The 24,196-nt window shown below is 52.6% G+C and carries 29 protein-coding genes; 15 read left to right on the top strand and 14 right to left on the bottom strand.

Annotated elements, in window-relative coordinates; translation table 11 throughout:
• The first annotated feature begins 25 nt into the window (after positions 1 to 25).
• Positions 26 to 1,252 (top strand): argininosuccinate synthase, encoded by a 1,227-nt coding sequence (locus tag B5F29_RS06155; protein WP_087153781.1) that lies wholly within the window; start codon positions 26 to 28, stop codon positions 1,250 to 1,252.
• Positions 1,253 to 1,320: 68 nt separating this feature from the next.
• Here B5F29_RS06155 and B5F29_RS06150 read toward each other — a convergent pair whose 3' ends face one another.
• Entirely contained in the window at positions 1,321 to 2,403 is a 1,083-nt protein-coding gene (locus tag B5F29_RS06150; RefSeq protein WP_087153780.1) for an MFS transporter, read from the bottom strand.
• 122 nt (positions 2,404 to 2,525) lie between these two features.
• On the opposite strand from B5F29_RS06150, the gene B5F29_RS06145 reads away from it, so the two are divergent.
• The 3 genes from B5F29_RS06145 (at position 2,526) to B5F29_RS06135 (ending at position 4,476) form a co-directional block, all read left to right on the top strand.
• Positions 2,526 to 3,056, top strand: a complete 531-nt coding sequence (locus tag B5F29_RS06145) for an AraC family transcriptional regulator (RefSeq protein WP_087153779.1) — start codon at positions 2,526 to 2,528, stop codon at positions 3,054 to 3,056.
• A gap of 75 nt (positions 3,057 to 3,131) precedes the next feature.
• Complete coding sequence (locus B5F29_RS06140; RefSeq protein WP_087153778.1) at positions 3,132 to 4,058, top strand: hypothetical protein; 927 nt, start codon at positions 3,132 to 3,134, stop codon at positions 4,056 to 4,058.
• Positions 4,059 to 4,071: 13 nt separating this feature from the next.
• Positions 4,072 to 4,476 (top strand): hypothetical protein, encoded by a 405-nt coding sequence (locus B5F29_RS06135; protein ID WP_087153777.1) that lies wholly within the window; start codon positions 4,072 to 4,074, stop codon positions 4,474 to 4,476.
• Here the strand turns inward: B5F29_RS06135 and B5F29_RS06130 are convergent.
• The 4 genes from B5F29_RS06130 to B5F29_RS06120 form a co-directional block, all read right to left on the bottom strand.
• A complete protein-coding gene (locus tag B5F29_RS06130) occupies positions 4,469 to 4,693 on the bottom strand; it encodes a hypothetical protein (protein WP_087153776.1) in 225 nt (74 codons plus the stop codon). The two genes, B5F29_RS06135 and B5F29_RS06130, sit on opposite strands and share 8 nt — an antisense overlap.
• Positions 4,674 to 5,462, bottom strand: a complete 789-nt coding sequence (locus B5F29_RS06125; RefSeq protein ID WP_087153775.1) for an ATP-binding protein — start codon at positions 5,460 to 5,462, stop codon at positions 4,674 to 4,676. Before B5F29_RS06125 ends, B5F29_RS06130 begins: the two co-directional genes overlap by 20 nt.
• An 86-nt stretch (positions 5,463 to 5,548) precedes the next feature.
• Complete coding sequence (locus B5F29_RS16410; protein WP_162608371.1) at positions 5,549 to 5,707, bottom strand: primase-helicase zinc-binding domain-containing protein; 159 nt, start codon at positions 5,705 to 5,707, stop codon at positions 5,549 to 5,551.
• 75 nt (positions 5,708 to 5,782) lie between these two features.
• Complete coding sequence (locus B5F29_RS06120) at positions 5,783 to 6,553, bottom strand: ATP-binding protein (protein ID WP_087153774.1); 771 nt, start codon at positions 6,551 to 6,553, stop codon at positions 5,783 to 5,785.
• Between the two features lie 157 nt (positions 6,554 to 6,710).
• On the opposite strand from B5F29_RS06120, the gene B5F29_RS06115 reads away from it, so the two are divergent.
• A complete protein-coding gene (locus B5F29_RS06115; protein ID WP_191411510.1) occupies positions 6,711 to 7,376 on the top strand; it encodes a TetR/AcrR family transcriptional regulator in 666 nt (221 codons plus the stop codon).
• On the opposite strand, the gene B5F29_RS06110 is transcribed toward B5F29_RS06115, so the two are convergent.
• The 3 genes from B5F29_RS06110 to B5F29_RS06100 form a co-directional block, all read right to left on the bottom strand.
• The gene (locus tag B5F29_RS06110) at positions 7,279 to 7,578 is read right to left on the bottom strand and encodes a hypothetical protein (protein ID WP_143449127.1); all 300 of its coding nucleotides are present in this window, start codon (positions 7,576 to 7,578) and stop codon (positions 7,279 to 7,281) included. The genes B5F29_RS06115 and B5F29_RS06110 overlap by 98 nt on opposite strands.
• Before the next feature lie 93 nt (positions 7,579 to 7,671).
• Positions 7,672 to 8,301 carry a DUF3786 domain-containing protein gene (locus tag B5F29_RS06105; RefSeq protein WP_087153772.1) on the bottom strand — a complete coding sequence of 210 codons (630 nt, stop codon included), beginning with the start codon at positions 8,299 to 8,301 and terminating at the stop codon, positions 7,672 to 7,674.
• The gene (locus B5F29_RS06100) at positions 8,298 to 9,269 is read right to left on the bottom strand and encodes an NAD-dependent protein deacetylase (RefSeq protein WP_242955590.1); all 972 of its coding nucleotides are present in this window, start codon (positions 9,267 to 9,269) and stop codon (positions 8,298 to 8,300) included. The genes B5F29_RS06105 and B5F29_RS06100 overlap by 4 nt, the downstream gene beginning before the upstream one ends.
• Positions 9,270 to 9,455: 186 nt before the next feature.
• On the opposite strand from B5F29_RS06100, the gene B5F29_RS06095 reads away from it, so the two are divergent.
• The 5 genes from B5F29_RS06095 (at position 9,456) to B5F29_RS06075 (ending at position 14,529) form a co-directional block, all read left to right on the top strand.
• A complete protein-coding gene (locus B5F29_RS06095; protein ID WP_087153771.1) occupies positions 9,456 to 9,884 on the top strand; it encodes an Rrf2 family transcriptional regulator in 429 nt (142 codons plus the stop codon).
• Between the two features lie 164 nt (positions 9,885 to 10,048).
• Positions 10,049 to 11,428 (top strand): electron transport complex subunit RsxC, encoded by a 1,380-nt coding sequence (rsxC, locus tag B5F29_RS06090; protein WP_087153770.1) that lies wholly within the window; start codon positions 10,049 to 10,051, stop codon positions 11,426 to 11,428.
• The gene (locus B5F29_RS06085; protein ID WP_087153769.1) at positions 11,425 to 12,366 is read left to right on the top strand and encodes an RnfABCDGE type electron transport complex subunit D; all 942 of its coding nucleotides are present in this window, start codon (positions 11,425 to 11,427) and stop codon (positions 12,364 to 12,366) included. The genes rsxC and B5F29_RS06085 overlap by 4 nt, the downstream gene beginning before the upstream one ends.
• 12 nt (positions 12,367 to 12,378) lie before the next feature.
• Positions 12,379 to 13,743, top strand: a complete 1,365-nt coding sequence (locus B5F29_RS06080; protein WP_087153768.1) for an FMN-binding protein — start codon at positions 12,379 to 12,381, stop codon at positions 13,741 to 13,743.
• Between the two features lie 18 nt (positions 13,744 to 13,761).
• Positions 13,762 to 14,529, top strand: a complete 768-nt coding sequence (locus tag B5F29_RS06075) for a hypothetical protein (protein WP_087153767.1) — start codon at positions 13,762 to 13,764, stop codon at positions 14,527 to 14,529.
• Between the two features lie 104 nt (positions 14,530 to 14,633).
• Here the strand turns inward: B5F29_RS06075 and B5F29_RS06070 are convergent, their stop codons facing one another.
• Complete coding sequence (locus tag B5F29_RS06070) at positions 14,634 to 15,119, bottom strand: hypothetical protein (RefSeq protein WP_087153766.1); 486 nt, start codon at positions 15,117 to 15,119, stop codon at positions 14,634 to 14,636.
• Between the two features lie 97 nt (positions 15,120 to 15,216).
• Here B5F29_RS06070 and B5F29_RS06065 point away from each other — a divergent pair, with 97 nt between their 5' ends.
• From B5F29_RS06065 to B5F29_RS06050, 4 genes are all read left to right on the top strand, one after another.
• Positions 15,217 to 15,882, top strand: a complete 666-nt coding sequence (locus B5F29_RS06065; RefSeq protein WP_087153765.1) for a response regulator transcription factor — start codon at positions 15,217 to 15,219, stop codon at positions 15,880 to 15,882.
• The gene (locus tag B5F29_RS06060) at positions 15,879 to 16,811 is read left to right on the top strand and encodes a sensor histidine kinase (RefSeq protein ID WP_087153764.1); all 933 of its coding nucleotides are present in this window, start codon (positions 15,879 to 15,881) and stop codon (positions 16,809 to 16,811) included. Before B5F29_RS06065 ends, B5F29_RS06060 begins: the two co-directional genes overlap by 4 nt.
• A 106-nt stretch (positions 16,812 to 16,917) precedes the next feature.
• Positions 16,918 to 17,586, top strand: a complete 669-nt coding sequence (locus B5F29_RS06055) for an ABC transporter ATP-binding protein (RefSeq protein WP_087153763.1) — start codon at positions 16,918 to 16,920, stop codon at positions 17,584 to 17,586.
• Between the two features lie 12 nt (positions 17,587 to 17,598).
• Positions 17,599 to 20,256 (top strand): ABC transporter permease, encoded by a 2,658-nt coding sequence (locus B5F29_RS06050; protein WP_087153762.1) that lies wholly within the window; start codon positions 17,599 to 17,601, stop codon positions 20,254 to 20,256.
• A 128-nt stretch (positions 20,257 to 20,384) separates the two neighbouring features.
• Here B5F29_RS06050 and B5F29_RS06045 read toward each other — a convergent pair whose 3' ends face one another.
• From B5F29_RS06045 to B5F29_RS06035, 3 genes are all read right to left on the bottom strand, one after another.
• On the bottom strand, positions 20,385 to 21,416 hold the full coding sequence (locus B5F29_RS06045; protein ID WP_087153935.1) for an FAD:protein FMN transferase: 1,032 nt from the start codon (positions 21,414 to 21,416) through the stop codon (positions 20,385 to 20,387).
• A 121-nt stretch (positions 21,417 to 21,537) separates the two neighbouring features.
• Positions 21,538 to 21,777, bottom strand: a complete 240-nt coding sequence (locus tag B5F29_RS06040) for a hypothetical protein (RefSeq protein ID WP_087153761.1) — start codon at positions 21,775 to 21,777, stop codon at positions 21,538 to 21,540.
• A 96-nt stretch (positions 21,778 to 21,873) separates the two neighbouring features.
• Positions 21,874 to 22,362 (bottom strand): flavodoxin, encoded by a 489-nt coding sequence (locus B5F29_RS06035; RefSeq protein WP_087153760.1) that lies wholly within the window; start codon positions 22,360 to 22,362, stop codon positions 21,874 to 21,876.
• Positions 22,363 to 22,543: 181 nt separating this feature from the next.
• Here B5F29_RS06035 and B5F29_RS06030 point away from each other — a divergent pair, with 181 nt between their 5' ends.
• Positions 22,544 to 22,891, top strand: a complete 348-nt coding sequence (locus B5F29_RS06030; RefSeq protein ID WP_275532922.1) for an HAD family hydrolase — start codon at positions 22,544 to 22,546, stop codon at positions 22,889 to 22,891.
• A gap of 77 nt (positions 22,892 to 22,968) precedes the next feature.
• On the opposite strand, the gene B5F29_RS06025 is transcribed toward B5F29_RS06030, so the two are convergent.
• Positions 22,969 to 23,490, bottom strand: coding sequence for a hypothetical protein (locus B5F29_RS06025; RefSeq protein WP_087153758.1), 522 nt, complete (start codon positions 23,488 to 23,490; stop codon positions 22,969 to 22,971).
• A 30-nt stretch (positions 23,491 to 23,520) separates the two neighbouring features.
• Positions 23,521 to 24,180, bottom strand: a complete 660-nt coding sequence (locus B5F29_RS06020) for a DNA alkylation repair protein (RefSeq protein ID WP_087153757.1) — start codon at positions 24,178 to 24,180, stop codon at positions 23,521 to 23,523.
• Positions 24,181 to 24,196 lie beyond the last annotated feature (16 nt).

Here is a 24,196-nt window from a genome sequence, read left to right as displayed (position 1 = left end):
GAATATTACAGAGGAGAATCGATTTATGAAAGAAAAAGTAGTTCTTGCTTATTCCGGCGGACTGGATACCACCGCCATCATCCCCTGGCTGAAAGAGAACTTCGGTTATGAAGTGATCTGCTGCTGTGTAGACTGCGGACAGGGCAATGAGTTGGACGGACTGGACGAGAGAGCAAAATTGTCCGGCGCGGCTAAATTATACATCGAAGACATCACCGACGATTTTGCTGAGAATTATATCATGCCCTGCGTACAGGCAAACGCAGTATATGAAAACAAATACCTGCTGGGAACTTCCATGGCACGTCCGGCAATCGCCAAAAAGCTGGTGGAGATCGCCCGCAAGGAAGGCGCTTCCGCCATCTGTCACGGCGCTACCGGAAAAGGGAACGACCAGATCCGTTTCGAGCTGAGCATCAAAGCGCTGGCCCCGGACCTGAAGATCATCGCTCCCTGGAGAATGACCGACGTCTGGACCATGCAGTCCAGAGAAGACGAGATCGAGTACTGCAAAAAGCACGGAATCGACCTTCCGTTTGACCACAGCCACAGCTACAGCCGCGACCGCAACTTATGGCACATCAGTCATGAAGGTCTGGAACTGGAGGATCCGGCCAATGAGCCTAACTACGACCACATGCTGGTGCTGGGCGTAACGCCGGAAAAAGCCCCGGATGAAGCGGAATACGTCACCATGACTTTTGAGAAAGGCGTCCCCACATCCATCAACGGAAAATCGATGAAAGTGGCCGACATTATCCGCGAGCTGAACCGTCTGGGCGGCAAGCACGGCATCGGTATCGTAGATATCGTGGAAAACCGCGTGGTAGGCATGAAATCCCGCGGCGTATATGAGACTCCGGGCGGAACGATCCTGATGGAAGCGCATCAGCAGCTGGAAGAGCTGATCCTGGACCGCGCTACCATGGAAGCGAAAAAAGACATGGGCAATAAGATGGCCCAGATCGTATACGAAGGAAAATGGTTCACTCCGCTCCGCGAAGCCGTACAGGCATTCGTGACCAGCACCCAGGAGTATGTGACCGGCGAAGTAAAATTCAAGCTCTACAAGGGCAACATCATCAAAGCCGGCACCACTTCCCCGTACAGCCTGTATAACGAATCCCTGGCCTCCTTCACCACCGGAGATATGTACGACCATCACGACGCCAGCGGTTTCATCACTCTGTTCGGACTTCCGCTGAAGGTCCGCGCCATGAAGCTGGCGGAAGCCAAGAAAAATCAGAATTAAATAGTATCTAAAAGCAGGATGGGTCTGTCTCACTAAACAGTCGGCAAGATGACCCGTCCTGTTTCCGTTCAGCTTTCATACACCTTTCTCAGCATTTTTTCATGCATAAATATCATAAGGGCCAGGATCAACAGTAAATACAGCGGCAAAAGCGCGGCGCTGATGTGATTGGCGATCAGGCCGAATACCGGCGGCATCAGGCAGGTCCCCACATAAGCGGAAGCCATCTGAACACCGATCATAGCCTGTGATTTTCCGACACCAAAATGTTCCGGAGTGGAATGTATGATAGACGGATAAACAGGGGCGCATCCCAGACCGATCATCTGAATATCATGAAGCCGCAATGTCAAAAATCCGCTGAAGGCCCTGCCAACCGTGATTCCGACAAAAAACAGTCCGGCGAAACCGGCCGCCGCATCGGCCGATAATCCATGGTACAGCACCAGATAACTGCTGGCCCATAGACCGGCCGTCTGCTCCAAAGCACAATAACAGAAAAATGCCGCCATCACTTCTTTGGCCCCAGGAATACGGACGATCTCTCCCAGAGAAAGAGGTTTTGCATTTTTCTCATTTTGAGACACGTCTTCCTTTGACTTCCGTTTGCCGTCCCAAAGAGGCAGGCTGAGAAAAAGGATTACTGTCAGGGCGATCTGAAGAGCCGCGATGGAACGGTATCCCATATTCCATCCCTGCCCGCCGGACAGGGCGTATCCCATCACATACGGTCCCAATGACGCGCCGACTCCCCACATACAATGCAGCCAGCTCATATGTCTGCTCTCGTAGTGAAGCGCCACATAGTTGTTTAATGACACGTCAACGCTTCCGGCCCCCAGTCCGTAAGGAACTGCCCACAAACACAGCGCCGCGTAAGAATGGCTGACAGAAAACCCGAACAAAGCGGCCGCTGTCATCAGTACACTGAATGCCGTGACTTTTCCGGTTCCGTATCTTCCGGTAAGTCTGTCGCTCTGCAGGCTGGAAATAACAGTGCCAACCGCAATAATCATAGAGATTCCGCCCGCGTAGGAAACCGGTACAGAAAGTTCCTGATACATGGCGGGCCATGCGGAACCCAGCAGGGAATCCGGAAGTCCCAGGCTGATAAAAGCCAGATAAATAACAGCCAATAATAACTGAAACATTATGTTTTCCTCCTGAATTTTATCTATCAGAAGAATACCGTCAAACAGGAGTTGATACAAGTTCTATTTGGTCATATAATATAACAAAACCGCCAAAACAACAGAAAAAGGAGTTAAATTTCATGGCATTGCAGGAATGCGGATTAAATCTGAACCGGGTATCAAAAGAGCTTCAACCCCACGGAAGCTTTGAATTTCCCTGCGCGGGTTATGCTTCTCATCATACAGAAAAAACAGAGGATACCATTCCCTGGCATTGGCATGAAGAAATGGAAATTATATGGATCGCAGAAGGGCAGCTGAAGCTGAAAACATCCTCATCTTCATTCTTGTTAAGCAAAGGACAAATCGCGGTTATCAATTCTAATATTCTTCATTATGCCGCGGCCGCGGCGGATATCAGCGAACGGGAATGCCTGCGATGCTTTCAGAAAATGCTTCAGATATCCCCGATCCAATATTTATTAAAGTACCGGGTCATGCAGGGAGCCAAGATGCTGCTTGAGGATCCGGCGGCCAGTATCTCAGAGGCTGCGGTCCGCTGCGGGTTTGACAGCCCCAGCAATTTCACGAAAATGTTCAGACGCTTTTATAACTGTACGCCGCGGGAATACAGGCACATGCAAATAGACGGAGCTGTTTGTCATCGCTGATTTATTGACAGAGCAGTTTTGATTCCGTATACTGAATTTAATGATCTTGGAAGTCTGTTTCTTGGGAGGGAGACTATGAATCCGGGCGACGTAAGCTTTACTTTTCTGCATCGCATAGAAGAAGTGGAAATGAATGTCAGGGACAGACGGTGGCAGTCAGCGCTCGCGCTTACCCTGACGCTGCCGGATATTTGCGGAGGGATCGCGTTCCCTGATATGGTAAAAAAATATCGGGACGGTCGCGCCATGCTGGACCGCCATAAAAATCCAACCCGCGATGTAGGCGGGCAGTACATTCGCTGGTTTGATCAGTATGCTTCCGATTTTTTCAAGCTTTCGCCGGAGGATACGTCAGCCTATATATGCGGCGAGCGCTGCTGGCAGCTCCGCTGTGAATATCTGCACCAGAATAAAGGCTTTATCAACGACGATGAAAAAACCGTACGCTTTCATCTTGGGGTGAACTGCGGGACATCCGTCTGTCAGGCGGAACATGCCGCCGCGGGCACGGACGCAGCGGATATACGTATCGATATTGAACAGTTTTGCCTGAGGATGTGTCGGGCGGCGAGAAATTATTATGAAGCCGCACATACCAAAAAAGATTTCAGCTTATATAATACGCCTGTTCTGGATTTTATCCAGGCTTCCAGACAATTTCCCTCCGCTTCTGTTATCGTTCTTCTGTGCGGAAATGAACCGTACGCGAAAGGGTTGATGCAGGTGCTGCGGACTTTTTCTGATCAGGTCTTAATATTTTCGTCCCCGGGCATAGCCAGAAAGAAACTGGAAAAACGCGGGCCTGACCTCTGGATAATAACCGACGACCTGACTAGGCAGCCCGACCAGCCGTGGCGCTCTGATAAGACAACGCCCGTGATCCTGCTCGCCCATGACCCGACACAGACAGAAAAGATCGGCAAAAACCCCGGAAAACTGACGGTTCTTTCCATTCCCGTCCAGTTAAACGCTTTTCGCGAAGCGATAAAAAAGTATCTGTAGCAGGAGGAGAACCATGCTGTATCTATTATTTATTCCGCTTATTGTACTCATAGCGTTCCTGATTGGCAGTATACAAAAAAGGAATAAAGAAATTCAAGAAATCCGTCAGAAAGCAGAACTGATACGGCAGCTGTCAGATGAGCTGAAGCAAAAGGCTGCAGAACTGGAATCTGCCAAAGCCGCTGCGGAACAGCGTGTAAAAGAATTGAATACCGCTCAGGCCGAAAACCTCGAAAAGCTGCAAAAGAGAGACTCCATGCAGGCTGAAATAACAGCCTGTATCGATACCATCCACTTATATGCATCTCTGGCAGAGGAAGAAGCCGCTTCTGCTTCCGTGAAAGAAAAGCTGGCGGAAATCATCCGATCCGCAGAACAAGCCGGTACAATAAGTCAAATCAGCAGCCCTTTTATATAGTCCAGCACCACATCTCCGATATAGGCCGCATCTTCCGCCGCATAAGCTGCCGGAAAATTGTCCGAGAAAAGGATCTGCGCGGAAGCGGGGTATTTTCATCAAATGGGACTTCCAGATGCCGGCTGATATCCCCCGGATCCATATTCTGGTATTCCGAGAGGTAATAATGATAGGGCTGCATTTCCAGGTTGTGCTTCTCATACTGTTCCTGTAACATGTGATCCCTCCTGTTTCGACGCGAGAGAAAGCAGAAAATCTGTCAGGCGTTCAATGGGCTCCGGTTTTTCAGACAGTTCTTTTCCTGTCAGGCCCTCTTTCATGATTGCGGAATCCGTTCCGAGACAGGCCGCAACCTGTTCGGGTCTCCATACATTTTCATACATCATCTCCCGACTGTCTTCGGTTACTTTATTTAAAACATAATAGAAAGGCTTCCCAATGCTCTCTGCCAGTTCCCCGACCTTCTTGGAGAGCTGCAGCGATTCATAAGAAGGATCTACGATCATCAGCACCAGATCTACACCGTTGTCAATTCCCCTGCCGAAATGTTCCACTCCGGCTTCCATATCCAGCAGCGCGAACTGGTTTTCGGCAAGCCGCAGGTTCTGGACAAACTGTGTCATGACCGTTCCCATTGCGCAGGAGCAGCCCTCATTGGCCTGATGGATTTTTCCGCTGACCATCAGTTTCACCCCGTCCTTCAGGTTGTAATATTTTTCCGGAATATCTTTCATTGTCCAAGTCTCCTGGAAAAACTGATGAGTGAACTTCGATAACAGCATATCATTCAATACATTCTCTTTTCCCCCGAAATATCCTGTAAAATCCCCGGGGAGTTCCATGCCCAGCTGTCTGTGAAGCCCATAATTAGATTCATCCGAATCGATCACCAGCACTTCGTTTCCCCGCCTTGCCAGAGCTTTCGCCAGCAGGCTGGTGACTGTGCTTTTTCCGCATCCGCCTTTTCCGCATATTGTCACTTTCATACAAGCATCTCCTATAGTTTCTAAATTCTCATGCCCGCTGACGCGGGCACCTCCATGCATGAAAGCCCTCGGATTGCTCCGTGCTTTCATAGTAAATTTTTGAGGTAGTCTTCCAGGCCGACGCCCTCCGGGATTGTGAATCCGCACCGGCTGCAGACACTGTCCCCTACGGTCAGGCCGTCTCTTTCAAACACCTCAATGCCATCTCCGGCTCCGCATTCAGGGCAGGCCATCTCTTTGATCATGACCATCCTCCGGACATCCTGACAATCCGCAAATACAGCCATTTTTTCACCAGCTTTCTGTAAAATCTTGTCGCTTCATATACCCAGTTTTTCTATGATCCCTTTCAGCGCTTCTCTGACCGGAGAGTCCGCCGGAAGCTGCACCGTGGGGCGTCCCTCGCAGTCGAAGCGGTATACGTCGTCGTCCTGAGGGACGACTCCCAGCAGGTCCAGATTCTGCTTCTGGATTTCTTCCATCGTTCCTTTGTCCAGTTCTCCGCCCGGCGCCCGGTTGACGATCAGGCCTACTTTCTTCGGATGAAAATTCAGTTCTTTCATCAGCGCCGCGATTCTTCCGGCCGCCTGCACCCCTCTCCGCGAGCAGTCGCTGACCAGGATCGCGATCTCCATATTCGGAAGAATCCCTCTGCTGATATGCTCCATACCCGCCTCATTGTCCACCACGATATAAGGGTAATGGCTCTGCAGCTTCTGAACCTGCGTCTGTACGATCCCATTTACAAAGCAGTAGCATCCCTGCCCCTGAGATCTGCCCATCACCATCAGATCATAGTCGTCTTCTTCCGTCAGGGCGTCGGCGAGCCGGCTTTCCAGATAGGCTGCTTTGGTAATACCGGCGGGTATTTTGTATCTTGGATCGACACCGGCCCTTTCAATTTCTTCCCGGAGCTCTCCCAACGTCACTCCTGTTTCCACTCCCAGCACCTCGTTAAGATTTGCGTTTGCGTCCGCATCTACGGCCAGTACCGGTTTTTTCCCGGTTTCGCAGAGATACTGGATCAGCAGGCCGCACAGCGTGGTCTTTCCCACGCCGCCTTTTCCCGATACTGCGATAATATGCCCCATAATGTCCTCCTGTACATTTTGTATGTTTATAAACATAGTGTTGATTATTTCGTTAAATCTATTATAATAAAACTGTACCGTGTTTCAATCGTCAGATTCAGGAATCTGTATGATTCCTGAACACTTTTGTATAATTGTACAGAAAGAGGTGTCTGTTTTGAGTTCCAAAAGAAATGGCCAGTCCGTGGACCGGCGTACCAGATATACACAGAATGTCATCCGCGATTCCCTGCTGTCCCTGATGCAGCAGAAACCATTCACCAAAGTTACGGTCACGGAGATCTGCAAACTGTCGGAGATCAACCGGGGAACTTTTTACCTTCATTATTATGATCTGGATGACGTCCTGGACGATATCATAGAAAAAACCATTCAGGACACAACGCAGGTCTTCGACCATGTGATGTGTCCTGAAAAAGACCGATGCACTTACCCTTTCTGCCGGAAAGTACAGGAAAGCCGGGAATTTCGCATTCTTTTTTCCGACGAGACCGCTTCTGCCCGGCTACTGGATAAACTCTGCGAACTTTCAAAGGAAGATTTTATTACCAGGCTCATGCAAAACAGCCTGCTCTCTTACGAACAGGCTGAAGCATTACTCTACTTTCAGATGAACGGCTGTCTGGCTATCAACAAACGCATGCTGAAGAACAACTGCAGAGACTGGGGGAGTATCCAGCAGGTGATTGACCGTTTTATAAAATCCGGTCTGGAAAGCTTCCTGATCAAAGATGAACGCCGGAATATGCCGCCAGATCATGAAGAATCTCCGTCAGATCCCCGTCCAGTCCGTAAGACTTTTCCCGGATCTCATCCGGGATAAAAATCTCGCCCAGGTTGATCGTCACATAAACAGCCTGCGATTCCTGTGCCGCAAGCCGCATCAAAGGCGCTTTGATCAGCTGATTTCTCCACCCGATGCCTAATTCCAGGATGACCAGCTTCTTTCCATGATATCGTTCCAGAAATACCTCCAGCCGCTTTGGGCTCTCCATATCCGGAATGAAATTCCTGTCGGTTTCCATATGTACCTGCATAGATCCGCCGCAGACCGGGCATCTGGGGATCAGTTCCGACAGACTTCTTCCCTCCTGATCCTGCTGATGATCTGTTTTCTGTCACTCAAATATTTTCCCCCTCTCATATTGACCGCCGTTTTTCTGTATCTCTTCCAGGAGCAGCGTTCCTACCGTTACCGCGTCCTCTACAGACAGGAAATGTCCTGCGCTGCTGTCAAGAAACATTCTCCCGCTTCCGGCCATCTCTTCGTCCGCAAACCATATTTTCAATGTTACAGGATAGAAGGGGAGGAAAGAAAACTCCGCCGCAAAATCCGCGTTGGAAGAAAAAATCCTGCCTCCCAGAGACCGGCAGACCGCAGCCAGCATCTTTTCCGGCCAGTTTCCCAGATCACGGCTGACCGTCTGCTCGCACAATCTGTCAAAGCCCCCGCCTCTTACCATCCCTCCCGGAATCTCTTCAAATCTTATCAGCTTCCCTGTCAGGCTGCTCCGGTCCGCCATATCCATATAGTGAAGAATCACCAGCTGGTGCCATTCGTTCACTGTTTTGGCCATACTGTATTCCGGATATTTTACGGTGATGCTTTTCCCGAGTGAGGACAGGCAGAACTCCGATGTCTCCGGCGAGAACCGGATTCCGGTATTTCTTCCGATTTCCTCCGGAGCTTTCCCGCAGAGCCGCTGCAGCGCCGCCTGCTTCATGTTTTCAAAGGCTGTATTCTTCATATCTCTTTCCCCATTCTTTCCACGGCATCCTTCAGCACCCCGGCGATATCGCCCACAATGACCATTCCTTTGTCTTCTATTTCTTTCGGCAGAAAATTATATTGGTTATTCACTGCAATATACCGGGCATTCGGGAAACTCAAGGTCAGGTTCCAGAAAGGCTCCTGGATGAACATGGGAGTCAGCCGCCCGACGCCCAATTCCAGAAACAATATTTTCCGGTCCTTATGCTCCAGCACATAGCGGGACACCTTTTCATACTGTTCCTCGTACTTTTTCCCCTGGAGGAAATTCCCGTATCCCCGCACCCATGGGAACGCTTCTCCTCCGCAGTGAGGACACCGGGGAATCAGTTCCAAAGGCACGGAAGTCCCTTCTCCCATGGCCTTTACCATCTCTTCCACCGGTTTTACCGCGTCCCAGGTATCGTCGGTACAGCAGCCGGCACACTGGAAAAACCGGTGGTCGCCCTGGATCTGCGCCACCTGAGTCTCCGGATAGATCTTTACAAACTGCGTGTCCTGATTGGTAGTGATGACAAAAAAGTCTTTTCCCTGCAAAAGGCGGTCCAGATCCTTGTAGGGTTCCCGGAGCCCGGCAGTCTGGGTGGTGTGAAGGAAAGTAGCAAGATAACCCCAGAACTCCTCCCGGCTGTCCCACTGACGCATCATACCGTCAAAGGCTCCCTTAAAATGATATTTCTCCGCGTATTTTCCAAAATATTTCCGATAAGAGGCATTATCCTCATAATAAAAGTCGCCGCCGCCTGCCGCGGACAGGCCCGAAGCGCCACCTACCAGGATACACTCTGCCTCTTTTATCTCATCTGCCAGCCGCCCGATCTGTTCTTCATACGGAAGCGCCGTTTTCTCCGATAATGAGTACGGCGTTTTCCCTTCCGCATACAGTCCGTAATATCTGGAATAATTCATCTGTGTCTGCATGACAAGATTTTCATAAAAAGTCACGATTTACCACTCCTGTTCACATTTGTTGTAAATATTATTTTAACACCACTAATTTAACATCCGGTTGCACGCTTGTCAATATGTTGTTATAATAAAATTAACATCAAAGGTTGCCATTCACAGGCGGCGAGTGCGCATGCAGGTGGAGCGAGCTGTGAATAGTAACCATCCAAGGAGGAAACAGCCATGAAATATTCCACGAAAGTCAGCGACGCCGTCCATATCCTGGCTTTTATCCAGTTAAATTCTACCGGTTCCCTGTCCAGCGACAGTATCGCGAAGAGCATGCACACCAACCCCGGATGCGTACGCCAGCTCATGTCCGCGCTCCGCAAAGCCGGGCTTTTATCCAGCATAAAAGGACATCCCTGGCCGTCGCTGGCGAAGGAACCTTCTTCTACTACCCTTCTGGACGTCTATAAAGCAGTCGAAGGCGACAAACCTCTTCTCCATCTGGACACCCATACAAATCCGGAATGCGGAGTGGGCGTCCATATCCAGCTGTCGCTTCAGGACTACTTTGACCAGATCCAGAAAACCGCAGAAGAAGAAATGCGGCATATCACGCTCCAGGACATCCTGGACCGTTATCAGGAAAAAATTTCCGGAAAATGATATCCCTTGATTTTTCCTATACAGTCTTGTCAATCCTATAGATAGTATGGTAAAATACGTGTGATATTTTTTTAACAATCTTTGCCCCGGCGCTTCTGCGGGGCGCCCCACACCGGCGGAAGTACCTTCCGCCTTATTACACAAAACAAAAGGAGAAACAGGATATGCAGATAAAACAAAAACCTGTATTTCCCGGCGGCATCCATCCCACGGACGGATCTGACAAGGAACTGTCCATGGAGGCCGCCATACAGCCGTATTGGCCGGAGACAGTCACGATCCTGTCCGAACAGTCCTTCGGAGGGAAATGCCGGATATTGGTAAATCCCGGAGATTCCGTAAAAGAAGGACAGCTCATCGGCGAACCTGACGCATTCATGGCTGCTCCTCTTCACGCCAGCGTGACCGGAACCGTCCTGGAAGTGAAAGAAGTCGCAAACCAGGGCCGGAATATCCTGTCATGCGTCATACGGCGGGAGGAAGAACACACGGAACCGGACGCGGCATATTGCCATGAACCTGTAAACATCCGCGACATTTCCAGGGAAGAGATATTGAAAGGGCTCCGGGACGGAGGCCTTACCGGCATGGGCGGAGCCGGATTCCCCACCCACAAAAAATACGAGACGGACAAACCCATCGACGCCCTGTTGATCAACGGGGCCGAATGCGAACCGTTTCTGACTTGTGATTACCGTCTGATGCTGGAGAACGGATATGCGCTGATCAACGGAGTGCGTCTGCTCCTGAAAGGTTCCGGCGCACAGAAAGCATATATCTGTCTGGAAGACAACAAGCCCCGGGCCGCGGAGCATTTGTGGAACATCCTGAAACAGGCCGGAGAATCCGGCGCGCTGGATGCCGGTGAGCATGTGGAAGTCAAGATGCTTCCCACGAAATATCCCCAGGGCGGTGAGCGCCAGCTCATCCAGGCGGTACTCTCCCGCGAAGTGCCTATGGGCGGCCTTCCCGCAGATGTGGGAGTGATCGTCTCCAACGTGGGAACGGCCCGCGCGGCAGCCGACGTGATCCTGGGACAGATGCCGCTGATCCGCCGGATCGTCACCGTCACCGGAAGCGTAAAGCACCCGGGCAACTATCTGGTTCCCATCGGCACTTCCGCCAGAGAACTGGTGCAGCTTGCCGGCGGCGTAACTGTGGAAAAGAACCGCGTCATCGCAGGCGGCCCTATGACCGGTCCCTGCGTGGCCTCCGACTGGAAGGGGGAAGAAGAACTCTTCTATGTCACCAAAAACACCTCCGGCATCCTTGTTCTTCCGGATTCTGCCTATGAAGAGCAGCCTTGTATCCGGTGCGGCGGATGCGAAAATGTGTGTCCTGCGGGTCTGGTTCCGTACCAGATCGACTTCGCATTTTTGGAGGAAGACTATGATTTATGTGAAAAACTGTTTGCCAGCGAATGTATCGCCTGCGGCTGCTGTTCGTATATCTGTCCCGCGAAACGGGAACTGACCGTCCGGACGCGCATGGCAAGAGATATGGTAAAACAGAGAATGAGAGAAAGGGCGGTGAAAAAGGCATGAACCAGACCAAAACCATCCAGGGACCGCACCTGCGGACAGAACGGACCACGAGAAATGTCATGCTCCATGTATCGATCTCTCTGATTCCTGCTCTTTTGGGCGCCGTCTATTTCTTCGGGATCCGCGCCCTGTATCTGACGGGGCTTTCCGTAGCGGTGTGTGTGCTCACCGAATATTTATGGCAGAAGCTCACAAAAAAACAGGTGACCGCCGGAGATTTCAGCGCAGTCGTCACCGGAATGCTGCTGGCATTTAATATGCCGGTGACGGTACCCACTTGGATCGTGATCGTCACTGCGGTCTTCAGCATTTTATTTGTAAAGCAGATGTTCGGCGGCATTGGAAGCAATTTCGTCAACCCTGCCCTTATGGGACGCCTTCTTACGATGGTCGTGTGGCCGGGAACCGTCATGCAGTACGTCGTTCCCCGGACGCTGAACGCCGACGCCGTCTCTTCCGCCACAGTTCTGGGCGCCGTGAAGACCGGCGGCGAAGCCGGATACAGCTACCTGCAGATGTTTCTGGGCGAGACCCCCGGGGCGCTGGGAGAAACCAGCAAACTCCTGCTCCTGGTAGGATTTGCCTATATGTGTTACATGGGCATTGTCAACGCGGAAGCGGCGCTGAGCTATATCGCCACGGTCCTTGTCCTGACTTTTGTTTTCGGGCCGGCGGGATTATTCACCGGCGACATCCTTCTGAACCTGTTTGGAGGAGGACTGATCATCGGCGCATGCTACATGCTGACGGACTATGTCTTCGTCACCAGAAGGGGACGGATCCTCTATGCGGTCACCGCCGGGATCATCACCGCGGCAATCCGTATCTTCAGCATCTATCCGGAAGGGATCTGCTTCGGCATCCTGACCGCCAACTGTCTGGCAGGCGCGTTGTCCCTGTTCCAGAAAAAACATGTATATGGAACCAAGAAAGCCTAAGGGAGGAATATTATGAAGAATAAAGAAGTGAAAGGAATCCTTGCGCTGGTCGTGGTGACCGCGCTCTCATTCGGAGTCATCGCCGGCTCCCGCGCGCTGTCCACAGACATTGCAGGCAGCGCCGGCACCGGGGAAACTGCCGCCGCCCTGGAAGAATATGACGTAAGCGGCTCCGAAACCGTAGAAAAAGCCGTCCGCACAGAAAGCGGATACGAAGTAACCGTCCGCGAAAGCGGATATGCTTCCGACATCGTTCTGCGCGTCGCATTCGAATCGGACGCTTCCACGATCTCTTCCGTAGAAGTACTGGAACAGAATGAAACCGAAAGCCTGGGATCCAGGATTGCAGAGCCGGAATTTCTGGATCAATTCAAAGGCGTCGCCGCGCCGGTTTATCTGCCGGGCATGACGCTGGATGACGCAGGCTCCGCAGAAAAAGCAGCATCCGAAACCGAAGGAGCTGCTTCGCAGGAATCCCTGGAAACGCTGGAAGGCGCCGCTCTTTCAGACGGCACATACATCGCTTCCGGTCAGCCGGATTCCAACGGTTATACAGATCAGGTGTCCATCACGGTGGAAAATGGTGCGATTACCGCTGTAACCTGGGACGCCGTAATGGAAGACGGCACCAGCAAAAGCGTCCTCTCTGAAAACGGTGAATATACCATGACGGAAGACGGGCTCACCTGGAAAGAGCAGTCGGAAGCTCTCTGTTCGGCTCTGATCGAGAATCAGTCCCTCTCCTTCCTGAATCCCAATGAAGAAGGCAAGACCGATGCCGTATCCGGCGTCAGCATCTCCGTGAGCGGATTCATGAACCTGGCGCAGCAGTGTCTGGAGCAGGCAGCGGGCATCGAACCGCAGGAAGAGGCGCTTCCTCTCTCCGATGGAACCTACACCGCTTCCGGCCAGCCGGATTCCAACGGTTATACGGATCAAGTGTCCATCACGGTGGAAAACGGCGCTGTCACTGCTGTGACCTGGGACGCCGTAATGGAAGACGGCACCAGCAAAAGCGTTCTCTCTGAAAACGGTGAATATACCATGACGGAAGACGGGCTCACCTGGAAAGAGCAGTCGGAAGCTCTCTGCTCGGCTCTGATCGAGAATCAGTCCCTTTCCTTCCTGAATCCCAACGAAGAAGGCAAGACCGACGCCGTATCCGGCGTCAGCATCTCCGTGAGCGGATTCATGAACCTGGCGCAGCAGTGTCTGGATCAGGCGGCAGGCATCGAGACGCCGGAAGCTCCCGCAGAAGAGGCAGCCGCTCCTCAGAACGGCACGCAGGTAGACGCCGTATCCGGAGCCACCAGATCTTCCACCGCTGCAGTCACCGGAATCAACGATGCTTATAACTTCTTGCAGTCAGTTAAATAAGGAAACGGGGGATTTACTATGAAATTAAAATATCCGGCAGAGGCTTTCGCCCTGGGGATCATCCTGTTTTCCGCCGGAATGAAGGAGGCTTTCGCAGCCGGCATCCTAGTGATTTTATCCGCTGTATTCGCGGAATTCCTGAAAAATCTCCTGGAAGCGTCTATTCCGGAATGGAGTCTCCGGCTCTGTGTGGGAATCGGAACCGGCGCAGTGTGCTCCTCTGTATTTTTGATCGGGTTCGCAGCGCTGGGCGCTCCGCTGGAGACAGGCACGTGGATCCTGACCTTTGTGATCGGAGTTTTATGCGCCTGCTTCTCTCTCACCGGAGACCTGGATGCGGAGTACGGAGATCTTTTCTGGGAGTCCTCCATCGCGTGGGGATTCTGGATCCTGCTGGCAATCGTACGTGAATTTTTCAGCGGCGGAGCCATATTTGGGAATACAGTCTTCCAGGCTTCCTTCCAGTCCTCTGCCATAGCCGAACCCGCCTTCGCATTCCTGGCGGCAGGTCTCGCGCTGGCATTTACCAATGGCGTTCTGAAAAAAAGCGGCGCCGGGGGACGCAGCCTCCTGGCTGCCGTCCCCGCTTTCTTCCTGCTTCACCCGTTCACTGTGCGCATCTTCGGGCAGGCGGCCGGCATACTGATCTCCATCGCCGTGCCTGTGCTCATGTTCCTGTCCGTCAAACAGACCTTGAAGTTCTCGCGGATGGGGAAAGCGTACAAAGGGCTTCCGGCAGATATGCTGGCGGCAGGATTTATCTATATGATCCTGAATATTTATTAAATGCCGGCAGGCAGGCCGCAGTCGCCGCCACCCGTAAAACGGGTGGCTCGGGACGCGGGCTTAAAGCCCGCCCTGCTTAGCCGCGCCTCAAATGCCATTCCAGTTTACACCGTTGTCAGCGGAATATTCAGGAGGAACAGAGCCATGAGCGCCAAAATCCACGGGAGGAAAATCACAGGCAGAAGAAGGACCGCCTTATGGTTCTCATAATGGTATTCCTCAACCGAAAACAGCTTGCGGGGATTGTCCAAATAGTACAGATACAAATAGACGGGCGGTCTGGTCGGCTCTTTGAAATATGCGTGATATTTTTTTTCTTCGCCTTGAAATTCATAACGGTAAGCAGCGTTCCAACTGTACTTTCCCGATTCGCCTTTCGGATGCTTTCTGATCAGGGCTGCCTTAATTATATGATCCCTGCTTCGCGCGATATCCCGCTTGCGTTCCCAGCTCAGCCGAGATGAGATCTTTCCGTAAAGGGGAATTGCGATAACATACCCTCCAATAAGAATCGCAAATACAATTCCCCATTTTATCCAGTTAACGGGATCGTCCGTAAATACGCCGATCAGCGCGTCTTTTATCGTCATTTCATTCCCTCCATATTCCCCGGTATTACCGATATAAAAACTATCATTTACAAGGTATCACATGTCTTTGTATAATTCAAGAAAGGAGGTCACAAACTTGAATCATATATTACTTTTAGAAGATGACTGTGTCCTGGGACGGGGCGTCCGTATGGCCCTGGAAACTTCAGATTGTGCGGTTGTCCTTTGCGGTGCGCTGGAGCAGGCAAAGAATCTTCTCGCAAAGCAGCAATTTGAATTATTGATACTGGATATTAACCTGCCTGACGGCAGCGGACTGGATCTGCTGCGGGCGCTGCGTCAGAGCAGGGACAGCACGCCTACTGTCCTGCTCACCGCCAACGACCTGGAACTGGACGAAGTCACCGGCCTGGAAGCAGGCGCGGACGACTATATCACCAAGCCGTTTTCTCTGGCGGTGCTCCGGGCAAGAGTAAACGCCCAGCTGCGCCGGTCGGCCCCGGCGTCCTCTGACCGGTTGGAGCTTAACGGTTTCGCTTTTGATTTCTCCCGTCTGGAATTTTCCAGAGACGGAACGTCCATTGAATTGTCCAAAACCGAACAGCGGCTGCTCCGTCTGCTGGTGGAAAACCGGGGGCGTATCCTCCCCCGCGATCTGCTGCTGGAACGGATATGGGACGGCGGTGAATTTGTAGACGAAAATGCTCTGTCCGTGGCGGTGAGAAGACTGCGCGCCAAACTGGGAGACGCTCCCATTAAGACCGTATACGGAGTCGGTTATACCTGGGAGGCAGACAGATGACCGCCCTGGCCTGGGGCGCTCTGCTTCTGGGGTTAGCCGGGACGGCTTTTGGAATCTGGCAGCGGACAGCCAGACAGCGTATGCTCCGGCGGCTGGACCGGATGCTGGACCGCACTGTCTTTGGAGACTTTGTCGAAGATCAGTTCGACGAGACGGAGCTGTCTTCTCTGGAAAGCAGGATGGCCCGGTTCCTCCAGGGCTCTGCCTCTGTCCGGAAAAATATAGAAGCCGAACAGGCGGCGGTAAAAACCCTCATTGCCGACATCTCTCATCAGACCCGCACTCCCATCGCAAATCTGCTGCTGTATGCCTCTCTGCTTTCCGAGAGCGATCTGACCCCGGGACAGCGCGAACAAGTCCAGGCCCTTACTGCCCAGGCGGAAAAACTGTCCTTCCTGATCCAGGCTCTGGTAAAAGCCTCCCGGCTGGAAGCAGGCATCGTGACTCCCGTCCCGTCCTGCAATCCGGTGGAGCCCCTTCTGAAAGGCGCGAAAGATCAGGAAGAATATACGGCAAAGTCCAGACAGATCACTCTTACAGTGATACCCTTTCAGGGCGACGCCTCCTTTGATCCCCGCTGGACCGGCGAAGCGCTGGGCAATGTGGTGAACAACGCGGTCAAATATACTCCTGCCGGAGGAACGGTGACCATCTCCGCCCAGATGCTGGATTCTTTCTGCCGGGTGGACGTATCCGATACCGGCCCCGGCATCCCGGAGAGCGAACAGGCAGAGATCTTTAACCGCTTCTTCCGCGGCAGGGGAACACGCACTGCGGAGGGGTTAGGGCTCGGTCTGTACCTCGCCCGGGAAATACTTACCAGACAGGGCGGATATATCAAGGTCTCGTCCCGTCCCGGATCGGGATGCATATTTTCCCTGTATTTGCCGATGGAAGGACAGCACGCAGGCGAAACAGCGCGAAAATAAGATTCTTTCCATTCTGTCAGATTTGAGAAAGGACCTGGAAAGATTGTTATGATAAAGTCTGTATTGTCAAAAGACAGTACGGACTTTTTTCTGGAGGGATATTTCTATGACTATCTTAAAAACTAAAAATCTGAAAAAATATTACGGCGGCGGAGATACGCAGGTCAAGGCCCTGGACGGGGTCAATCTGAGCGTGGAAGGCGGAGAATTTGTGGCCATCGTGGGCACCTCCGGCTCCGGCAAATCCACCCTGCTCCATATGCTGGGCGGCCTGGACCGCCCCACCGGCGGCGCAGTCACCGTAGCCGGAAAGGACATCTTTTCTCTGAAAGACGAGGCGCTGACTATCTTCCGCCGGAGAAAGATCGGTTTTGTATTCCAGAGCTACAACCTGGTGCCGGTACTGACGGCGTATGAAAACATTGTCCTCCCTGTCCAGCTGGACGGAAGGAAAGTAGATAAAGCCTATGTGAAGGAGGTCATCGACGCTCTGGGACTGGAGAAAAAATTAGGCAGTCTCCCCGGCCAGCTATCCGGAGGCCAGCAGCAGCGGGTAGCCATCGCCCGGGCTCTGGCTGCCAAGCCCGCCATCCTTCTGGCCGATGAACCGACCGGCAATCTGGACAGCCGCACCAGCCAGGACGTGCTGTCCCTGATGAAAGTCACAGGCAGGAAATTCGCCCAGACCATGGTGATGATCACCCACAACGAAGAAATTGCCCAGCTCGCCGACCGGATCGTCCGGATCGAGGACGGCCGGATCGTGACTCAGTAAGGAGGCGGAACCATGAATGTCAAAAATAACAGATGTATCCGCCGCCTGGCCTGGAAAAGCCTGCTGGCCAGCCATACCCGGAATCTGATCGCCGTGGTGGCCATCGCCCTTACGGCAGTGCTGTTCACCAGTCTTTTCACCATTCTCCTGTCTATCAACGAGGGTATCCAGCAGGCCAACTTCCGCCAGGTGGGCGGATTCTCCCATGGCGGCTTCAAGTACCTGACAGAAGAACAATTCGAAGAATTAAAAGACGATCCTCTCATCGGCCAATGGGGTAAACGCCGTTTCCTGGGTATGCCTGCGGACGCGCCGTTTAACAAATCCCATGTGGAGATCAGTTATTCCGACGCCAATGAAGCCCACTGGCAGTACTGCGATCCGGCGGAGGGTTCCCTGCCGCAGGAGGGCACCGACCAGGCTGCCACCGACGCCCATGTACTAGAACTGCTGGATATCGAGCCGCAGATCGGCGCAGAATTCACCCTCACCTTCAACGTGGACGGAGTTCCCACCACCCAGACCTTCACACTCTCCGGATGGTGGGAATACGATGAAGCCATCGTGGCCAATCACATTCTCATCCCGGAGAGCCGGGTAAATGAGATCCTGGAAGAAACCGGCGTGGATCCCGACAACCCTTCCGACGGCATGACCGGAACCTGGAATATGGACGTGATGCTGAAAAATGGTTCCCGGCATATCGAACGGGACTTGAACCAGATTTTGGAGAATCACGGCTATCAGAATGAAGAGGCCGGAGACAACTACATCGCAATCGGCGTCAACTGGGGCTATACCGGCGCGCGTCTCTCGGACGCGGCGGATCCGCTGATGATTGCCGCCGCTGCAGTAGTTCTGCTTCTTATCATCTTCACCGGCTATCTGATCATCTATAACGTGTTCCAGATCTCCGTAGCCGGGGACATCCGGTTCTACGGCCTTTTGAAAACCATCGGCACTACGCCCCGGCAGCTGCGGCGGATCATCCGGATTCAGGCCCTTGCCCTCAGCGCCGCCGGTATCCCCATCGGCCTGTTGCTGGGATGGCTCATCGGCGGTCAGCTGACGCCGGTCATCGTAGAGCGGCTCAACGGAGTAGTAACACTTACCTCCCTGAATCCGCTGATCTTCATCATCGCGGCCCTGTTCGCGCTGTTCACCGTGCTGCTTTCCTGCCGCCGGCCCGGCCGGATGGCGGCAAAGGTTTCCCCGGTAGAAGCAGTCCGTTATACGGAAGCCGGGAACAAAACCCATGCCAGAGGCCGCAAAGCCCGGAAGGTCAGTCCTTTTACCATGGCATGGGCAAATCTGGGGCGCAATAAGGGCAAGACGGCGGTAACCGTGCTCTCCCTCTCTCTGGCAGTGGTGCTGCTCACGGTAACCGTCAACTTTACCGGCGGCTTCGACATGGACAAGTACGTGTCCAATTTTACCGCCAGCGACTTTATCGTGGCAAACGCAGCCAAATTCCAGACCTCCAGCGTCGGATTCAACGCCGACATGGGAGTGTCCCAAACGGTCATCGATGACATCCGGGCTCAGGGAGGCATTACCGACAGCGGCATCGTATATGGCCAGACTTCCCCCATGCTGGAATATGTGGAGGAAAACTACTTCCGGCAGCTCAACCAGCATTTTTATACCCCGGAGCAGCTGGATAACCTGATACGTCTCACGGATCGGAACGAAAACGGCTTGCTGGCAGCCAATATCCAGCTCTCCGGCATGAGTCCTTTCGCCCTGGATCATCTCACTGTACTGGAAGGAGATCTGTCCCCTCTATATGAACCGGACAGCCGTGCCATCGCTGCCGTATATTCCGAGGACGAATACGGCAGCGCCGACATGGATTCCCATTGGGCCAAGCTGGGCGATACAGTGACTCTCCGGTATGTGGATGAATTTGAATACTGCGATCCCGACACCGGCGAAGTCTACGGAACTTATGAAGATATACCCCAGGGCGCCGATTTTACGGCCCGTCCCGTCCAATACCGGGATGAAGAATACAAAGTAGCCGCTCTGGTGACGGTACCTTCAGCCCTCTCCTACCGGTACTACGGCAGCGACGAGTTTATTCTCAATGATGAGACCTTTGCGGCAGATACCGGCACGGATTCCGTTATGTACTATGCTTTCGACACCTCCGATGACGCCAATGCCGCCATGGAAGATTTCCTGTCCGACTACACAGAAAATGTCAACCCTGACCTTGACTACGAGAGCAAAGCCACCTACGCCGGAGAGTTCGAGAGCATGCGCGCCATGTTCCTGCTGCTGGGCGGAGCGCTGAGCTTCATCGTCGGACTGGTCGGCATACTGAATTTCTTCAACGCCGTCCTTACCGGCATCATCGCCCGGCAGCGGGAACTGGCGGTGCTCCAGTCCATCGGCATGACAGGAAGACAGCTGCGGACCATGCTGATCTGGGAAGGCCTGCTGTACGCGCTGGGGGCCGCAGGCCTGGCGCTGCTCCTGACCCTTATCCTGGGACCGGTGGCTTTCCGGGCCATCGAAGGGCTGTTCTGGTTCTTTACCTACCGGCTGACCCTGACGCCCTTCTTGCTGGTCATCCCCCTGTTCGCCCTGCTGGGGGCAGGCATCCCTGTCCTTACCGGACGGGCAGAGGCCAGACACACCATTGTGGAACGTCTGCGTGAAAACTGATGTTTTTCACAACATTCTGTTTCCGTCCATAATAAATATCTGAGGGCAGCGGATATTATTTCCGCTGCCCTGCCGTTTACTGAATCGATTTTCCAAGTTCATATGCCTGCCGGATCTCAGGTTTGTCTTTAATTCCTGATCACCGTCAGTTCGTCTTCAAAGCCCTCGCTGAAATGCAGTTCCCCATCTTCTGTGATAAACACTGCCTGGACGTCCGGCAGGCTGTTGATCAGCTCCATGCCCTTCTCCAGCCCCAGTGCGAAACAGGAAGTGCTGAGCCCGTCTCCATCCACCGACTCATCGGAGATGATCGTCACGGACACCAGACCGTTGTCATACGGATATCCGGTCTCCGGATTCAGAATATGATGGTAGAGCACGCCGTCTTCTTCAAAATACCGTTCATAGATCCCCGAAGACACCACGGATTTATCCATGATCTCCACCGTCGCCACCGTCTCGCTGCGGCTGGCGAAAGGCCTCTGCAGACCGATCCGGAACGGATCGCCTCCCGGACGGCTCCCTACGCACAGAATATTTCCGCCCAGATCAATGATCGCGCTCTCCACACCCTGCTCCAGCAGGTAATCTTTGATCCGGTCCGCAATATATCCCTTCGCCACTGCTCCCAGATCCAGCTGCATTCCTTCTTTTGCAAAGTGAAGCGCATTTCCCTCCAGCGTTACATCCCGGTAATTCACCAGTTCCAGCGCTGCCGCGATCGCGCCGCTGTCCGGAACCGATCCTTCCCCGGATGTGAAATCCCACAGGGACGACACCGGGGCGATGGAAATGTCAAACGCGCCGTCCGATACATCCCCATAGTGGAGCCCCGCTGCAACCAGCTCCGACAGAGGATCCGAAAGCGTATATCCTCCATCTTCTTCCGGCAATTCCCCGGCATTCAAACGATACAGCTCGCTCTCCTCCAGAGTCCGGCTGAATATGCGTTCATATTCGTCGCACAAAGCCAGCGCACCATCCAGAATCTCCTGATCCTGGGAATCGTAAAGCGTTACCGTCACAACCGTATTCAATTTGAAAGCGGTCGCCGATATGGGATCCACCTGCTGCCTTCTCGAATAAAATACGCCGAAAATCCCGAAAACGATGACCAGCGCTGCTGCCGCCAATATGACCGTCCTTTTTCTGCCCGCCATAAAATCTCCTGCTATCATTTATTTTCGCCATATAAAAATACTTCCTCCCAGGCGGCAGGTTACGAATCTTCGCCTGTCTGCCCGAAGGAAGTACTCTCATAAATCAATGCCTGTGTACCTGTTACTCCGCGTTCAGAGATGTAAAATAGTCATCCAGCGCAGTTACATCCGCCGTTACCGGACTGTTATTGACACTGTCCCAGTAGCTGTCCCACGCCGAATAGCCGATCCAGCATACCAGAGCAAGCACGATGACACCCGCGCAGATCTTCTCGATCAGCGCTTTTCTTTTCTTCTTAGCCTGAATAGCCTTACGGTTCTTTTTCTGCTCTTTATAGCGATCTACTTTTTCCTGACTCATACTTCCGTCCTGCCTTTTCCATATCCATTGCGTAGGCATGGCCTACAGAGACAGTATATCACATTTCCGCGCAATTTCCACCGTTTTTTTGCTTTTTCAGTCCGAAAGGCCCAGGCTGTCAATCCAGGAACGGATCTCTCCTTCCCCTGCCCTGCTGCTGAAGCGCTTTCCTTCTTTCCATTTCGTGGAATCGGAGCAGGATTTCTTCAAAATCTCCACCGTTTTTCCCAGACCGCTTCCGCCGGAAGTACAGAACGGGATCACCGTCTTTCCGGATAAATCATAACTCTCCAGGAAAGTCTGGATAATTCTGGGCGCCTGATACCACCAGATCGGGAACCCGACCAGGACGTACTCCGCCTCCTGAATCCCTTCTGCCTTTCCCGCGATGGCCGGCCGGGACGCCTCGTCTTTCATTTCCAGCGTGCTGCGGCTCTTCTGATCCTGCCAGTTCAGATCCGCCGTGCTGTATCTCTGCTCCGGCGCAATCTCATACAGATCGCCTACGACCACTCCAGCGATCGTCTTCGCCAGCCGCGCCGTCTCGCCGGACGCGGAAAAATAAGCGACAAAATATTTACTCATCTGATACCCCTCCTTAGCTTATGTTGTGTATATTATACTCCTGAATCTGCGGCTGGTCTAATGCCTGTATCAGATGCCGCATCATGCATAATGCGAATATTCTCCCCCGGCATCATCTTTTTCCCGCTCCTGGAACACTGCATCCGGACGCAGCGATTCATAAAAAACAAAGCAGGAAGAAATTTATCAGGTAATGCTGGGATGTTACAAATCGGAATATTCTTTGGTGATGAAAGATGTCCGCCACTCAAAAATTGCGGCATGGTGGGACCGGGCGGTCGATATTATTCCGGCAAATGGCGGAAAAGGAATCGCAATCAAAAAGCTGCTGGAATATTATCACCTTGAGCCGGAAGAAGCGATTGCTTTCGGGGACGGCAATAACGACATCGAAATGCTGCAAGCCGTTGGAACCGGTATCGCTATGGCAAATGCTTCTGAGCAGCTGAAAGCGGTGGCAGACCAGGTGTGCGGACACGTCGCACAGGACGGAATCTATCATTATTGCCTGGAGCAGGGCTTGATATAGCGACCGGCCATAGAGGAGAAGCGTCGGGGGAACGAAGTCTTTGACGGCTGAATCCTTTCGGCATCCATCATACGCTTTTATCTCAATACGATCCGCAGCAGCGTAAAAAACGCCCCGCCCGCCGCAACAATAACCGCCTCAACCAGAAAAAACTTAGGGATAATCCTTCTTGCTGCTTCTATAAAAGAATTTGCGCCAATTTTCCCGGTTTCCCGCATATCCTGTCTGCACCATGCCTTTTTCCCGCATACAGGGCACCGGAGTCTTCTGGACATACGGACCGTGCCATGAAGCCCGCTCCCTCCGACTGCCCCCGCAGATATGGATTTCTTCGGAATAAACGGATGCTTCACCAGATATTCCGCCGGAAGATCAAACGCTGCGCCGCAGGTCCCGCAGGTAAAAGGAATTGTTCCTGCCTGCATGATTGCTGTCCGGTTTGCCATGACCATCAGCTTCACAAAACAGTAAATCATCCACCCCAGCAGCAGCGTTCCCCATATCAGAAGTCCAATCATATGGATGCGGCTGCGCAGTTCCAGCCTCGCCAGGCGCTGCGCCTGCTCCGCCAGCATCTCTTGTCTCAATTCATCGATCATCTCATATCCTCTTCAAATCCATTCGTCCGATTAAATATATTTCCCGGCTTCTTTGACACTCAGTTTAGACATCCTGTCCGCATGTTTCTCCACAAACGCCCTTACCCATTCCGGATTCGTTTTCGAATAATCCCTCAAACTCCATCCAATGGCTTTGTTGATGAAAAATTCATCGCTTCCAAAGTTATTGACGAGGATTTTCTCTAACAGTTCCGTGTTCGTCTTTTCCTTTCGGCACAGCTGATGGTCTATCGCCACTCTTCTGACCCAGAAATCGTCGTCCAGAGACCATTCCAGCATCAGCGCATCGACTCTGCTGTCCCGCAGTCCGATCTGTCCGATCACCCGGTCCAGAGAATCCGTCGTATCCCACCATGATTTACATTTTATGTATGCTTTTATTCTGGGAATATCATCATAGGCCAGGAAGTTATCCAAGGCAGTCAGATAATCACAGGCCAGATATTGAAACTCCCTGTGCTCATCTTCGTAACATCGGTCCAGGAACGCCCAGTCGATCTGCCCCGATTTTTTTTCTTCTTTCAAAAAATCCTTATAGAGCGCCTTCCTTTTCGGCGTGGGCAGGCCATAGAAAACAAACTGATCTCTCATATACTTTGCCATCTGTGCGGCATTTTCTTTATCTTCTTTTTCCTCAAATCTTTTTTTGATATCGAAATATTTATCCATTTATGGCTCCTTCGGC

The sequence above is a fragment of the Lachnoclostridium sp. An196 genome, from assembly GCF_002160135.1.
Classification (GTDB): domain Bacteria; phylum Bacillota; class Clostridia; order Lachnospirales; family Lachnospiraceae; genus Hominiventricola; species Hominiventricola avistercoris.
The sequence above is the reverse complement of the archived record's forward strand: the minus strand, read 5'-3'. Positions and strand labels throughout refer to the sequence as shown.

Coding starts and splice junctions, on each gene's coding strand:
- B5F29_RS06155 (WP_087153781.1), top strand. CDS start 26: ATGAAAGAAAAAGTAGTTCTTGCTTATTCCGGCGGACTGGATACCACC.
- B5F29_RS06150 (WP_087153780.1), bottom strand. CDS start 2,403: ATGTTTCAGTTATTATTGGCTGTTATTTATCTGGCTTTTATCAGCCTG.
- B5F29_RS06145 (WP_087153779.1), top strand. CDS start 2,526: ATGGCATTGCAGGAATGCGGATTAAATCTGAACCGGGTATCAAAAGAG.
- B5F29_RS06140 (WP_087153778.1), top strand. CDS start 3,132: ATGAATCCGGGCGACGTAAGCTTTACTTTTCTGCATCGCATAGAAGAA.
- B5F29_RS06135 (WP_087153777.1), top strand. CDS start 4,072: ATGCTGTATCTATTATTTATTCCGCTTATTGTACTCATAGCGTTCCTG.
- B5F29_RS06130 (WP_087153776.1), bottom strand. CDS start 4,693: ATGTTACAGGAACAGTATGAGAAGCACAACCTGGAAATGCAGCCCTAT.
- B5F29_RS06125 (WP_087153775.1), bottom strand. CDS start 5,462: ATGAAAGTGACAATATGCGGAAAAGGCGGATGCGGAAAAAGCACAGTC.
- B5F29_RS16410 (WP_162608371.1), bottom strand. CDS start 5,707: ATGATCAAAGAGATGGCCTGCCCTGAATGCGGAGCCGGAGATGGCATT.
- B5F29_RS06120 (WP_087153774.1), bottom strand. CDS start 6,553: ATGGGGCATATTATCGCAGTATCGGGAAAAGGCGGCGTGGGAAAGACC.
- B5F29_RS06110 (WP_143449127.1), bottom strand. CDS start 7,578: ATGGAAACCGACAGGAATTTCATTCCGGATATGGAGAGCCCAAAGCGG.
- B5F29_RS06105 (WP_087153772.1), bottom strand. CDS start 8,301: ATGAAGAATACAGCCTTTGAAAACATGAAGCAGGCGGCGCTGCAGCGG.
- B5F29_RS06095 (WP_087153771.1), top strand. CDS start 9,456: ATGAAATATTCCACGAAAGTCAGCGACGCCGTCCATATCCTGGCTTTT.
- rsxC (WP_087153770.1), top strand. CDS start 10,049: ATGCAGATAAAACAAAAACCTGTATTTCCCGGCGGCATCCATCCCACG.
- B5F29_RS06085 (WP_087153769.1), top strand. CDS start 11,425: ATGAACCAGACCAAAACCATCCAGGGACCGCACCTGCGGACAGAACGG.
- B5F29_RS06080 (WP_087153768.1), top strand. CDS start 12,379: ATGAAGAATAAAGAAGTGAAAGGAATCCTTGCGCTGGTCGTGGTGACC.
- B5F29_RS06075 (WP_087153767.1), top strand. CDS start 13,762: ATGAAATTAAAATATCCGGCAGAGGCTTTCGCCCTGGGGATCATCCTG.
- B5F29_RS06070 (WP_087153766.1), bottom strand. CDS start 15,119: ATGACGATAAAAGACGCGCTGATCGGCGTATTTACGGACGATCCCGTT.
- B5F29_RS06060 (WP_087153764.1), top strand. CDS start 15,879: ATGACCGCCCTGGCCTGGGGCGCTCTGCTTCTGGGGTTAGCCGGGACG.
- B5F29_RS06055 (WP_087153763.1), top strand. CDS start 16,918: ATGACTATCTTAAAAACTAAAAATCTGAAAAAATATTACGGCGGCGGA.
- B5F29_RS06050 (WP_087153762.1), top strand. CDS start 17,599: ATGAATGTCAAAAATAACAGATGTATCCGCCGCCTGGCCTGGAAAAGC.
- B5F29_RS06045 (WP_087153935.1), bottom strand. CDS start 21,416: ATGGCGGGCAGAAAAAGGACGGTCATATTGGCGGCAGCAGCGCTGGTC.
- B5F29_RS06040 (WP_087153761.1), bottom strand. CDS start 21,777: ATGAGTCAGGAAAAAGTAGATCGCTATAAAGAGCAGAAAAAGAACCGT.
- B5F29_RS06035 (WP_087153760.1), bottom strand. CDS start 22,362: ATGAGTAAATATTTTGTCGCTTATTTTTCCGCGTCCGGCGAGACGGCG.
- B5F29_RS06025 (WP_087153758.1), bottom strand. CDS start 23,490: ATGATCGATGAATTGAGACAAGAGATGCTGGCGGAGCAGGCGCAGCGC.
- B5F29_RS06020 (WP_087153757.1), bottom strand. CDS start 24,180: ATGGATAAATATTTCGATATCAAAAAAAGATTTGAGGAAAAAGAAGAT.